This is a genomic window from Actinoplanes sp. CA-131856, from assembly GCF_050956135.1.
Taxonomy (GTDB): Bacteria; Actinomycetota; Actinomycetes; order Mycobacteriales; family Micromonosporaceae; genus Actinoplanes.
This window is the reverse complement of sequence record NZ_CP191849.1, coordinates 2540301-2553416: the sequence shown is the minus strand read 5'-3', so window position 1 is coordinate 2553416 and position 13116 is coordinate 2540301. Positions and strand designations below refer to the sequence as shown.

7 protein-coding genes are annotated in these 13116 nt (G+C 69.2%); 4 read left to right on the top strand and 3 right to left on the bottom strand.

What is annotated here, in order from left to right:
* The first annotated feature begins 12 nt into the window (after positions 1-12).
* Entirely contained in the window at positions 13-1455 is a 1443-nt protein-coding gene (locus ACQP2X_RS12220) for an MFS transporter (RefSeq protein ID WP_498696425.1), read from the top strand.
* A gap of 64 nt (positions 1456-1519) precedes the next feature.
* Here ACQP2X_RS12220 and ACQP2X_RS12215 read toward each other — a convergent pair whose 3' ends face one another.
* A complete protein-coding gene (locus tag ACQP2X_RS12215; RefSeq protein ID WP_498696423.1) occupies positions 1520-2425 on the bottom strand; it encodes a hypothetical protein in 906 nt (301 codons plus the stop codon).
* A 311-nt stretch (positions 2426-2736) separates the two neighbouring features.
* Here ACQP2X_RS12215 and ACQP2X_RS12210 point away from each other — a divergent pair, with 311 nt between their 5' ends.
* Together ACQP2X_RS12210 and ACQP2X_RS12205 are read left to right on the top strand one after the other, a co-directional pair.
* On the top strand, positions 2737-9252 hold the full coding sequence (locus ACQP2X_RS12210; protein ID WP_498696421.1) for an RHS repeat domain-containing protein: 6516 nt from the start codon (positions 2737-2739) through the stop codon (positions 9250-9252).
* Positions 9249-9698 (top strand): hypothetical protein, encoded by a 450-nt coding sequence (locus ACQP2X_RS12205; RefSeq protein ID WP_498696419.1) that lies wholly within the window; start codon positions 9249-9251, stop codon positions 9696-9698. Before ACQP2X_RS12210 ends, ACQP2X_RS12205 begins: the two co-directional genes overlap by 4 nt.
* 39 nt (positions 9699-9737) lie before the next feature.
* On the opposite strand, the gene ACQP2X_RS12200 is transcribed toward ACQP2X_RS12205, so the two are convergent.
* Both ACQP2X_RS12200 and ACQP2X_RS12195 read right to left on the bottom strand, forming a co-directional pair.
* Positions 9738-10772, bottom strand: a complete 1035-nt coding sequence (locus tag ACQP2X_RS12200) for a PaaX family transcriptional regulator (protein ID WP_498696415.1) — start codon at positions 10770-10772, stop codon at positions 9738-9740.
* Positions 10773-10856: 84 nt separating this feature from the next.
* Complete coding sequence (locus tag ACQP2X_RS12195; protein WP_498696412.1) at positions 10857-12140, bottom strand: extracellular catalytic domain type 1 short-chain-length polyhydroxyalkanoate depolymerase; 1284 nt, start codon at positions 12138-12140, stop codon at positions 10857-10859.
* A gap of 434 nt (positions 12141-12574) precedes the next feature.
* Between ACQP2X_RS12195 and lepB the strand changes: the two genes are divergently transcribed.
* Complete coding sequence (gene lepB / locus ACQP2X_RS12190) at positions 12575-13066, top strand: signal peptidase I (protein ID WP_498696410.1); 492 nt, start codon at positions 12575-12577, stop codon at positions 13064-13066.
* The last annotated feature ends 50 nt before the right edge of the window (positions 13067-13116 follow it).

Here is a 13116-nt window from a genome sequence, read left to right as displayed (position 1 = left end):
TGGAGTTCCCACATGTCCCAGACCGCCGAAGTGGCAGCGCCGCCCCAGGCCGCAGCCGGGCAGAAATGGACCAGAAAACAGCTCACCGTCATGCTGGTCATCGGCGTCGGCGCGCTGCTGGTCTCGCTCACCCAGTCCCTGCTGGTCCCGGTGCTGTCCGAACTCGCCGTCGACCTGAACACCAGCGCCTCCGGCGTGGCCTGGATCCTCACCTCCACCCTCCTGGTGTCGGCGGTGGCCGTCCCCGCGTACGGACGGCTCGGTGACCTTTTCGGCACCCGCCGGATGCTGCTGATCGCGCTCAGCGCCCTGGTCGTCGGCTCCGCGATCTGCGGCTTCGCCGACAACGTGACCTGGATGATCATCGGCCGCGCCGTCGTCGGCCTCTCCTCGGCCGCCGTCCCGCTCGGCATCAGCCTGGTCGGCGTCGCCCTGCCGCCCGAGCGCGCCCGCTCCGGCATCGCCCTGGTCAGCGCCATGCTCGGCGTCGGCGGCGCCCTCGGCCTGCCCCTCGCGGGCCTGATCGCCCAGTACGCCGACTACCACTGGTTGTTCTGGATCTGCGTGATCGGCGGCGTGCTGGTGCTGCCCGCCGTACGACTGCTCGTGCCCGAACCGGCCCGCAGCGCCAAGGGCACCTTCGACATCCCCGGCACCGTACTGCTCGGCGCGGCGATCCTCAGCCTGCTCCTGCCCCTGTCGCAGGGTGACTCGTGGGGCTGGACCAGCGGCCGCACCATCGGCCTGCTCGTGGCCGCGGTCGTCCTGCTGGTCGTGTTCGTCCTGGCCGAGCTGCGCATCAAGTCGCCACTGGTCGACGTACGCACCACCGCCCGCCCCGCCCTGCTGCTGACCAACATCGCCTCGTTGTGCGTGGGCTTCGCGCTGTTCGCCACCCTGATCGGCACCGCGTCGTACGTGCAGGCGCCCGAAGCCACCGGCTACGGTTTCGGCGCCTCGGTCCTGGTCGGCGGCCTGTGCATGCTGCCCGGCGGCATCGGCATGCTGGTCTTCTCGCCGGTCTCGGCCAGGCTGCAGCCGCGCACCGCGCTGATCGTCGGCGCGCTGATCATCGCCGCCGGCTTCCTGTCCCGCATCTGGCTCACCGGCGCCATCTGGCAGATCGTCGTCGGCGCGAGCATCGCCGGCATCGGTACCGGCATCGCCTACGCGGCCATGCCCGGCCTGATCATCCACGCCACCCCGCGCTCCGAACTGGCCGCCGCCAACGGCCTCAACACCCTGTTCCGCTCCGTCGGCAGCTCCCTGGCCAGCGCCATCGGCGGCGCCATCCTGGCCGGCATCACCATCAACCTGGGCGGCCACGAGCTGGCCTCACTGACCGCCTACCGCGTCCTGTTCGCCGTCTGCGCCGGCGCCGCCGTCCTGGGCGCACTGCTGGCCCTGCTCATCCCCAAACACTCCGAGACCGCCGACGCCGCCATGCACGACTGACAGGCCACCACGCGACAAACGGCGGCGCTGCACGACCGCCGAAGACGGACAGACGGATCGATCGTCAGCTACCCGGCTGACGGATTGCGGCGCCCGGATCGGTGCTCTCCTCGAGGGCGGTCCACCACTCCTCCAGCTCATCGACCCGGCTCTGGAGTGCGGCGTTCGCCGCCCGGGCCGTCGCCAGTTCCTCGGTCAGCGCACCGATCGGCCCGGAGGCGGTCAGGGCGTCGAGCCAGCCCGCGACCAGCCGATCCTCGGCGGCGACCCGGCGGAGCGCGGCGGCCACCACCTCCGGGGACAACTCGGCCACGAACTCTCTCGGGAGCGTGAGCAGGCGAGCGACCTCGCCGAGGCTCCGCGCGGCGCTCATCTGACGCCGAAGGCGCTCGGCGGAAGGCACCGCCGGTTCGGCCGGTGTCGCAGCCGCGACCGGCTTGGCCGGAGAAGGCGCGGGCTTCGACACAGGCGCGGGTGTGGGCGCGGGTGCTGGCTCCGGTTCGGGCTCGGCGTCCGCCGGGAGCTCGGGAAGGTCGTCCCCCACCCAGGCGTAGGCCAGAGTGTCGCCCTTCTGCCGCCGGACGACATTTGGCCACTTGGGCAGAACCGCCAGCGCGCGGGGCCCGTGCCGGGCCCAGGTCTCGTTCCGGAGACCGAGCTCGGCCAGACGCTCCCGGATCTCTCGTACGTTCAGCGGGACCGACGACTCGGCCAGCAGGCGGAGAACCACCGCGAGCGGCTCTTGGGCGAAGACGGCGTGGAACAGCCGGGAGTCGGACAGGGCCAGGAAACGCAGCGAACCCCTCGTCGCGACGTGAACGCCGGCGGCCCGTGGGACAAGCTCTTCCTCACCGGTGTCATCCCACTTGACCTGGTAGTTTGCCCCGTCGTCGGCGAGGATCGATCCGGCTCGGGTACGGCGTACGCCAAACGAATCGGACACCCGGACAAGACCCTGATCTGCGCTCACGAATCCGACTGTAATGGTTAGCGGCGCCGGCCGGAGTCAACCGGCAGGTGCCGCCAGGAGCACCCGGACCGATCGAGGCACAAGATCGCGGCGCACATTGTGATCGTCCAATCACGACTTCTCGACCCCGCCTCGCCCGCCCGCGCTCCGAATCTCATCTAAATACTTAAGATCATCTCTGTTAGGTAACGAAGGGGATTCGTTGCGGACAGCAGCGACGCGATCACCCTAACGTGTGTGCCGCCGGGCCAAGATCGACCGGCTTCACGGGGGAGGTCTGCGGCATCATGCTGTCCAAGAACGGTCGAGGCGTGGGACGGTGGCGACGCGCGATCGTCGCCGCGGCACTGGTTCTGACGGCGCCGGCGCTGGCGAATGTGGTGGCCGGCCAGCCCGCGCTCGCGGGGCCGAGCGTGCCCGAGCCGCCGAAGCTCGAGCGGGTCAAGCTGGGCGAGGCGAAGAAGCAGGCGACGATCCGGGCTCGCCGCAAGGTCGCTCAGTTCGATCCGTCACAGCGCGCGGCACTGCCGGGGGCGCAGACCTCGACGGTTGAGCTGTCGGCCTCGGCCAAGAGCGCCGCCTTGACGTCACCGATCAAAGTCGGACGCGCAGCGACAGGCGCCGCGCCGAATCGCGTACGGCTGAAGACCACCGACCCCACGACGGCGGCCGCCGCGGGCGTACGGGGCGTCCTGTTCTCGATCACGCCCGAGGCCGGCGCCGGCGCGGTGCGGGTCGACGTGGACCCCTCGACCTTCGCGAACGCCTTCGGTGGCGGCTACGCCTCCCGGCTGCGCCTGGTGCAGTTGCCCGCGTGTGCGCTGACCACCCCCTCGCGCGCCGAGTGCCGGACGCAGACTCCGGTCAAGACCGCGCCGACCACGCCGCTTTCCGCCGACGTGAGTGTTTCGGGCCTGACGGTGCTCGCCGCGGCGTCGGGCAGCGGTGACTACGCCGCGACCAGTTTGTCGCCGGGCGGCACGTGGTCGACCAGCGGCAACACGGGCGGGTTCACCTACAGCTACCCGATCGCCGTCCCCCCGGCGATCGGCAACCTCGCTCCCAGCGTCGATCTGGCCTACAGCTCGGCGAAGCAGGACGCGCGGACGGTCGGGACGAACAGCCAGTCGTCGTGGGTCGGTGACGGCTGGTCGATGGGGGAAAACTTCGTCGAGCGCACCTACCGCAACTGCGACGACCTGGACGACTCGGGAGCGCCCGAGCACTCCGGTGACCTGTGCTGGTCCGGTCAGATTCTGACGTTGTCGCTGAACGGCGCGTCAACGACGATCGTCTACGACGACAAGACCAAGACGTTCCACCCGCAGAACGACAGCTCCACGACCCAGATCGACAACCTCTTCGACGCCACGAACCGTACGAAGAACAAGGAGTACTTCCGGGTCACCCAGAACGGAATGCAGTACTACTTCGGTCTGAACCGGCTGCCCGGCTGGTCGGACGGCGCCGAGGAGACCAACTCGGTGCAGACGGTCCCGGTCTACAAGAGCCACGAGGCGTTCAGCACCTGCCCGGACGGCTCGTTCGCCGACACGGCCTGCAAGCTGGGCTACCGGTTCAACCTCGACTACGTGGTCGACCGCAACGGCAACGCGATGGCCTACTACTACAACGCGCCCGAAGTGGGTTACTACGGCGCGAACATGAAGGACACCGCGGTGGCCTACGACCGGGCCACCACCCTCGAGCGCGTCGACTACGGCATGACTGCCTCGACGGTCTACTCGGCGCCCGCGCCCGAGCAGATCATCTTCACCACCGAAGAGCGGTGCTTCCCCGGTCAGCCGACCGGCAACACCTGCGACGACGACCAGTTCACCGTCTCGCATCCCGAGTACTGGCCGGACGTGCCGGTCGACCTCAACTGCGAGTCGGGCGAGGACTGCACCAACCACTCGCCGAGTTTCTGGTCCCGCAAGAGGCTGACGTCGATCCTCACGCGGGTGCGTGTGGGTGGCGCGGTGAAAGAGGTCGACCGCTACAACCTGAACCACTCCCTGCCGGACAACGGCGATCACGCGCCCACGCTGTGGCTGCAGTCGGTCACCCGGACCGGCTTGGACAGGCTCGGTGGCGCTGCCGCGAACGAGGCCGGCGGCACGGTGTCGTTCTACCCGATCCAATACGCGAACCGGGTCGGGGTGCTGCCCGGCTTGCCCAAGATGTACTACAACCGCATCCGCACGGTGACGTCGGAGACCGGCGCCGAGACGGTCGTCGAGTACTCCACGCCGAAGTGCGACGGCCTGCCGCCGGCGAACCCCTCGGGGGACAAGACGCTGGACAAGGCCGCACAGGCCTTCGCGTCGACAAACACCACCGGATGCTTCCCGGTCTACTGGGCGCCGGAATACCAGCCCGAACCGCTGATGGACTGGTTCTACACCCACCCCGTCACGTCGGTGACCACGTACGACAACGCCGGTAACCACATGCAGGACGGTTCTCAGCCGAAGATCGTCACCCGGTACGCGTACAAGGGAAAACCCGGCTGGCACTACGACGACAACGAAGTGACCGAGAAGAAGAACCGGACGTGGGGACAGTTCCGCGGCTACCCCGAGGTCGAGGTGAGCACCGGCGATCCGAGCGTCTTCCACTACACGAACCAGCAGGAGGTTCACGACCAGAAGACGCTGAGCAAGACCTTCTACTTCCTGGGCATGGAGGGCGACACCATGCCGGACGGCAAGACCCGCGACGTTCCCGATCTGCGGAGCAGCGACGGCGCGGTGACCGTGGCCGACAAGCCCGAGTACACCGGACAGACCTTCGAGCAGATCACCTATACCGGTGCCGCGGCCGACGACACGATCGATTCGGCCACCGTCACCGTGCCGACGGTCATCGTGACCACCGCGTCGCGGGCCCGGGAGGGCCTCCCGGCGCTGAAGGCGTCCATGATCGGGACGGCGCGAAGCCTGGTGCGCAAGAAGGTGTCGTACGGCTGGCGCAAGACGGAAACCGCGACCTTCTACGACACCACCGCGGGCCGGAGCACGACCGGAAAGCCGGTCCAGACCGCCGACCGTGGCGAGACCGGGCGCGCGGGCAACGTCGCCAAGTGCACCTTCACCCGCTACCTCAGCAGCAGCATGTCCTTGCCCGGCGGCAAGACCGCGCCGCTGGTGCTGCCGGCCGAGGTGATCACCACCGACCAGGACTGCACCGCTGCCAACGCGACACCGGGCGGCACGCTCCTGTCCGACGAGCGCACCTCCTTCGACGGGCTGGACTTCGGCTACAACGGCGACGGGCAGGCCACCCCGCCGCGACCCTCGCGAGGAAACGCCACCCGCGTCCAGAAGGCGTCGGCGCCCGGCACGTTCCTGACCACGGCCGTGACGACGTACGACAGCTATGGCCGGGCCACCTCGGCGACGCGTACGCCGGACTCGCTGGCACCCGACGGCACGAGCCTGGCGCAGAAGGTCATCACCAAGATGACACCCGCCAGCGGCGCGTTGCCCAGCACGGTAACGACGATCAAGCCGGTCAGGGCGGGTGTGAACTGCGAGACGGTCACGGCGTCCAGCAAGGACTGCCAGCTGTCCACCGTAACGATGGACCCGGCCCGGCAGTTGCCGATCGCCACAACCGACGAGGCCGGCCAGCTGACCTCGATCACGTACGACGCCCTGGGCCGGACGACCTCGGTGTGGTTGCCGAACAAGAGCAAGGCCGCGGGGGCGCCCGCCAACATGATCTACACGTACAAGCCGGCCACGACCGGCCCGAGCGTGGTGACCACCAAGAAGCTGCTGGACAACGAGACGGCCAGTACGACACCGGTGTACGGAGTGACCAAGGTCCTGCACGACGCCATGCTCCGCCCCCTGGAGACCCAGGCGACCGGTGAGAACGGCACCAGCGTCGTCACGGACACGCAGTACGACTCGCACGGCCGGACCGTGCTGACCAACAACTCGTACGCGGTGGCCGGCGACCCGGTCGACCGGTTGCTCACCGACCAGTTGTCGCAGGTGTCGTTCCCGTCCACCACGGTCACCGACTACGACGCGATGGGTCAGGTCACCCAGACCACGGAGCACCACAGAGCCGTCGCGACCTGGTACACCCGGACGGCCAACGCCGGTGACAGGACGACCGTCGTCCCGCCGGCCGGGGGGATCGCCACCACGAAGCTGACCAACGCGCGGGGTCAGCTCACCGAACTCGTGCAGCACACCACCGCGCCCACGCTGAGCGGCAGCGCGGCCGGCGGATTCACCGCGACGGGCGGGGCGGGCAACAGCACCAAGTACGAGTACAACGCGGCCGGTCAGCAGTCGGCCGTCATCGGCCCGGACAGTGCCGTGTGGCGGGACACCTTCGACCTGCTCGGCCGCAAGACCGTGCACGAGGACCCGGACACCGGCACCAGCTACAGCAGCTACGACGACGCCGGCAACATCACCGGCACGAAGGACGCCCGCGGCATCCAGCTGACCTACAGCTACGACCTGCTCGGGCGCAAGCTGACCGCGGTCGACAAGACGGCGAGCAACTTCAAGTTCGCCTCGTGGACCTACGACACCCTGCGGATCGGCAAGCTCACCTCCTCCAGCCGCTACGTCAACGGGGTCACCGGCGCTTACACGGTCGCCACCACCGGGTACACCATCCTGGGCAACCCGCTCGGACAGACCGTCACGCTGCCTTCCGCCGAGCGGCCGCTGCCGGTCTCGTACACGACGAAGCGCACCTACAGCCCGAACACCGAATACCAGACGTCGCAGGAAGACCCCCAGGTCGGCACGCTGCCCGGGGAGACCATCACCTACTCGCACAACCAGCTCGGCACGCCGACCAAGACGTCCGGCATCGACCTGTACGTCTCCGGGACCATCTACACCGACTTCGGCCAGCCCTCACGGCTGACCATGGGCGCCTCCACGAACGAGGTGCAAGCGCTCTACGGCTACGAGGCACACACTCGGCGGCTCGCGTCCCGGTCGATCCACCGTACGCAGGGCATCGGCCCGATGATCGACGAGACCAACTACACGTACGACGACGCGGGCAACCCGCTGTCGGTCGTCAACAAGCAGTCCGAGACGGGCAACATCGTCACCGACGCGCAGTGCTACCGCTACGACACGCTGGCTCGCCTGGTCGACGCGTGGACCGCGGCCGGCGCCTGCCCCGCGGCAACGGTGAAACAACCCGCCGCGGCGGAGCTCGCGGCCGGGGCCGGCGCCTACTGGCAGACGTTCGGCTACAACGCGATCGGCAGCCGGGAGAAGTCGACCGAGCACTCGGTGACCGGTGGCGCCGCCGCGATCACCGGTTACTCCCATGGCAAGACCGGCGGCGCTCAGCCGCATACCCTGACCGAGACCACGGGTGGCGCCGACCCGACCAAGTTCGTCTACGACAGCACCGGCAACCTGCTCACGCGGACCGCGACCAGCGGGAACAACCAGACGCTGAAGTGGGACAACGAGGGGCATCTGTCTCAGGTCACCACGGTCGGGGCCAAGGCCGGAACGACGAAATACCTGTACGACGCCGACGGCGGCCAGCTGATCCGGCGTGACCCGGGCCGGACCAGCCTTTTCGTCGGCGACACCGAGATCGTCATCGACACCGCGGCCAATCCCGCGGTCATGCTCGGCGCGGCCCGCACCTATACCCACGGCAGCGTGGGCAAGGTCGCGGTGCGGTCGACACTTCCGGGCGGCGGCACCCACTACCTGTTCTCCGACCCGCACGGCACCGGGAGCCTGGCGATCGACACCACCACCCAGGAGGTGTCCCGCCAGCAGTTCAAGCCGTACGGCGAGGACCGGGCCACCGCCAACCCGGCCCTGTGGCCGGACCTCACCCATGGCTACCTCGGCGCGCCGAAGAACCGGGCCACCGGCTACACCGATGTCGGCGCCCGCAAGTACGACCCCGCCCTGGGCCGGTTCATCAGCCCCGACCCGCTGCTGGTCACCACCGACCCCGCGCAGCTCGGCGGTTACACCTACGCCGGCGACAACCCGATCACCAACTCGGACCCGAGCGGTTTGCGGGTCGACAATGACCGGACGGGCTGCGCCGCGGGCAACGGCGGCAAATGCAACGGGTACGTGGCCCCCGAGAAGAAGAAGGACAACGGCGGCGGCGGTTCAAACCCGGTCAAGCCCAAGCAGAAGATCCCGGGTTTCTATCCCATCCAGGCGGGGGGCGGGGGCGGCCCGACGTGGGATCCGCCGGCCTACGGCGGCGGCGACTTCGAGCAGTACGTGCCGCACATCATGGACATGGCCAAGAAGACCGGCGTGGACCCGGAATTCCTCCTGGCGAACTACATGATGGAGGCGCATCGTTGCACGGAGATCGCCGGCTGGACGGGTTGCAGGGTGATGCAGGCCATGCAGGCGGGCAACCCCGTGATCCCCGGACAGGGGAACGACGCGTCGATCGGCACCGCGAACTTCGACCGGAAGACCTTCGAGGAGACAGTGTCACCCGAATCAGGGGAATCGCGCCCCGAGCTAGCCGGCCGCGAGTGGACAGAGTTGGTGTCCGACAAGATCCTGAACATCGATGCCATGGCCTACCGGCTCAAGGACCTCGACGACGCACTGCCCGACGGGCAGGACTATCGTTCGGACTACACGCGGATCGAGCTGGCCAGAATGGGTTACCGGGCCGGGGTGGACAACATGAACCTGGTGGCGACCGGGCAGTACTCCATGGGTGACGAAAGCCGCAAGAACAACGAGATCTTCAAGACTCAGCTGACGCGGGCCCGGGTTTACATCAACTTCCACGAGGAGTACTACGAACCGAAGCGGGACTGTGGATGCGCGTGACGCTGCGACGCCTGACGGCCGCCGGGTCTGTAGTCCTGGCCGGGCTTCTCCTGGCGGCCGGCTGTGGTTCGCCGGACGCCAGGGCCAGCCGCGACCTGGTGGACGAGGTGAAGGTCGACGGCTACCGCCGGGCGGCGGACTACGCGAAGGGGAACACGTCGGAGGTCTCCTTCGTGGGGCCGTCCGGCGTGAACCTCGAGACCGCCGTGTCCGTCACCGGATGGTCGCCCGGGCCGCCGCTCGAGGGGTTCCCGGACACGCCTGCCTTCGAGTGGGTCATCTATGGCTCAGCCCGGTCCGGGGACCGCGACTGCGTCGCGCTGGTCAAGAAGTTGCGACGCGGGAAAGAGCAGTTCGCCACGGGCCTGAGCTCACAGGAGATGCAAGATCTCACGGCCGGGCAGCTGGACTACGTGGAGATCTCATTCGTCTGCAACCCAGGCTAGGAGGCCGCCCATGGGGCCATCCGGAGGATCCAGCCGGCGTCAGGCCGTTCGGGTCGAGCGACCCTTGGCATCTCCCGGCCGGGCGGCCCGCCGGGCCCGGGTGCGGTCGGCGGCCGGGTCGAACGGCAGGCCGGCGGACAGGTCGTCGACGGTGTGCGCCCGGATGCCGGTGACCGGCCCGTCGGCGACGCCAGCCGCTACGGCACGGACGTGCTCCTGCGCTGTGCCGGCCAGGCCGTCGTAGACGGCGACGAACAGATCCCGGGCGGGTTGCCGCAGCCACCCCGCCGGTAGCAGGGGAAGGGGCAGGCGCGGGTCGAGAACGGGCAGGCGCCGATAGGTGTCCATCACCTCCGTACGGAAGCGCACCGCCTCGGCCCCGTTCGGCTGCTCGGTGGCGATCCGGGCCGGCACGTGGCGCCAACGTTCGAGGAATTTCTCGTACTCGCGGGCGATGGCGGCGATGTCCCACGCCTCAACGGGATTTCGGTGGAGGCCGGCGCCGAGCTCGACGTGCCGGGCGCGGAACACCGTCACGGCGCCGGGAGCGATGAGGCCGAACTTCGCCCTGGCCTTCTCCGTCAGATCGTGCGGCGAGATCCACAGGCCGTCGTACAGCGGGGCGTACCCCATCCAGCGCAGCCTGTTGCGGAGTTCCAGCCGCTGGGCCCGTTCCGCCTGGGGCAGCGAAAACGCGATCAGCGTCCAGTGCTCGTCCCACGGTTCGGCGCCGGCGGCCGCCGAGGCGATCCAGCTGCCGCCGACGGTGAGGAACTCGGCCGCCCCGGGGGTGAGCCGGTAGGCGCTCCGCCGCCCCTGCCGCCGTACTTGCAGCACCCCGCGACGGGCGAGCCGGCTGATGGCGGTACGGGCCCCGGCCGGGCTCACGCCGGCCTCGGCGAGCAGGGCCACGATGGCGGCCGACGGCAGTTCGGACCGGGTGCGCAGGGTGTAGTCGGCCAGCAGGGTCACCGTCAGATCCTGCGGCGAATTGCCGGCCTGGCGGCGCGGCAGGCGCACCGCACCCGCCGCGTCGTCCGGGAAGATCTCGTCGATGTCGTACGGGCTGGTCACGCGACGGCTCCGGCAGAGTCGGGACTGACGACTGCCGAAGATCTTCCCATGCCCGTACGGGGTTTTCGAGTGCTGACCGCTACGTCAGCCGGTGGTGCAGGCGGAGCCGTTGAGCGCGTACGCGGTGGGGGCGCCGTTGTTGCCGGAGTGGGTGGCTTGGAAACCGACAGTGGTCGACGCGCCGGGCGCCAGGCTGCTGTTGTAGCCGACGTTGGCCGCCGTGACCCGTCCCGAGGCCGGTGCGTACGAGGCGCTCCAGCCGCCGGTGATGGTCTGGCCCGAGGGCAGGTCGAAGGCGAGCTGCCAGCCGTTGATCGCGGCGTTGCCGGTGTTGGTGATGGTGAGGTTCGCGGTCAGCCCGTTGTTCCAGGCGTTGACCACGGCGGTGACCCGGCACGCCGAGGTCGCCGGGGGCGTGGTGGGTGGGGGCGTGGTGGGCGTGGTCAGGCCGAAGAAGGCGACGGCGGCGGCAGCCATCCCGCTGCTGGGCAGGGAGTGCCCGGCGCCCTGGATGCTGTACGCCTCGATCTGCGCCGTGCCCGTCGCGTCAGCCCAGCGGCGGCGGTTCCAGCCCGGCTGCGGAGTGTCGCTGGATGTGGGAGTCGTGCTCAGCCCGAAGACATTGGTCCACTGCTCGACCGATTCCTGCAGCAGCGAGTACGGCACGAGGGTGTCGCTGGTGCCGTGCCAGAGTTGGATCCGGGGGCGGGCACCGCTGAAACCGGGGTTCGCCTGGCGGACGGCGTCACCCCACTGCTGAGGTGTGCGGTTCATGCTGCCGCCCGTGCACTGGCCGCCCGGCGGGTAGTCGGCCGCGCTGGCGAAGCAGTTGAACGGCACGCCCATGAAGGAGGCGCCGGCCTTGAACAGGTCGGGGTAGAGGGCGAGCATGTGCTGGGTCATCATGCCGCCGGAGGAACTGCCGGTGGCGTACACCCGGTTCTGGTCGCCGCCGTAACGCTGACCGGCGTAGGCCACCATCGAGGCGATCGAGACCGGATCGCTGCCGCCGTTGCGCTGTTTGGACGCCGCCGACCACGTGTCGAAGCACTTGCCGAAGCCGGCCTCCTGCATGGCCGACGGGTAGATCACGAGGAACCCGTACCGGTCGGCCAGCGAGGCGAACTCACTGCCGGAGTAGAAGCCGGGCCCGGAGCCGCCGCAGCCGTGCATGGCGACCACGATCGCCGGGTTGGCCGGGCGGGAGTCCGGCACATAGATGTGCATACGCATGCCGCCCGGGTTGCTGCCGAAGCTGCTCACCTCGGTCAGCGAGGCCGCGAACGCCACATGGGGCGCCGAGACGGCGAGACCGGCCACAACCAGAAGGGCGGTCAGGGCGTACGACAAACGTCGTTTGATCTTCATAGTCGTTACTCCTGGAGCACGCTGGGCTCCGCGCCGGAGGTGCCACCGCGCACAGCCCAAGGGGGAAAGACCGGGGATGCCGGCCGAGCCCGCGGTGGTCGCCCGGCGCCGAACGCCGTTGAGACGTACGGGTGATCTGCCCTGTCCTCACCCGCACGGGCACGGCCGTGTCGCGCACCGGCGGACACGCGTCGTATGACATTTAGCGTGCACCCGGGACTCTCAACTGTCAATCGACGATCGCCAATGACTTGAGGGCGCTCTTCGACATCACCGTCGACATCAGCCGACTGAGGGCCGGCGCGGACGTGGCGGCAGAAGACATTCCGTACGGCGGCCAGATTTTCCACGCCAAGGCAGTAACGGAAATCGCCGGCAGAACGCCGCGCGGCCGCGGCACCTCCGGTCGCGGCCGGGGATGCGACGATCGGCTCGTGCGATCGATCTCCCTGGCCGCCGTGCTGGCCGTGGCGCTGGTGACCGCCGGCTCGTGCGGTCTCGACGACCGGAAGAACTATCGGATGAGCTCGGCCTCGATGAAGCCGACGTTGGAGGAGGGTGACCTCGTCACCGCCGACATGGTCGAGCCCGGCCGGTACCGGCCGCACGCGGGCGACCTGGTGGTGTTCGACGCGCCCAGCAGCTGGGGTTCCTCGCCGGGCGACCCGCCCCGGATCTACCGGGTGATCGCGGTGCCCGGCGACACCGTCGGCTGCTGCGACACGGCGGGCCGGGTGCTGCGCAACGGCGCCGCTCTGCACGAGCCGTACCTCGCCGCGAACGGTGAGCCACCGGTCACCTTCGACCCGCTCACGGTGCCGGCCGGACATCTCTTCCTGCTCGGCGACAACCGGGGGCTGGCCAACGACTCCGCCCACAACGGCACGCTGCCACTGACCACCGTGATCGGCGTGGTCCGGAACTGACGGCAACGGGCGGCCCCACCCCTGGCCATCCATTACCAGATCAGTTCGCT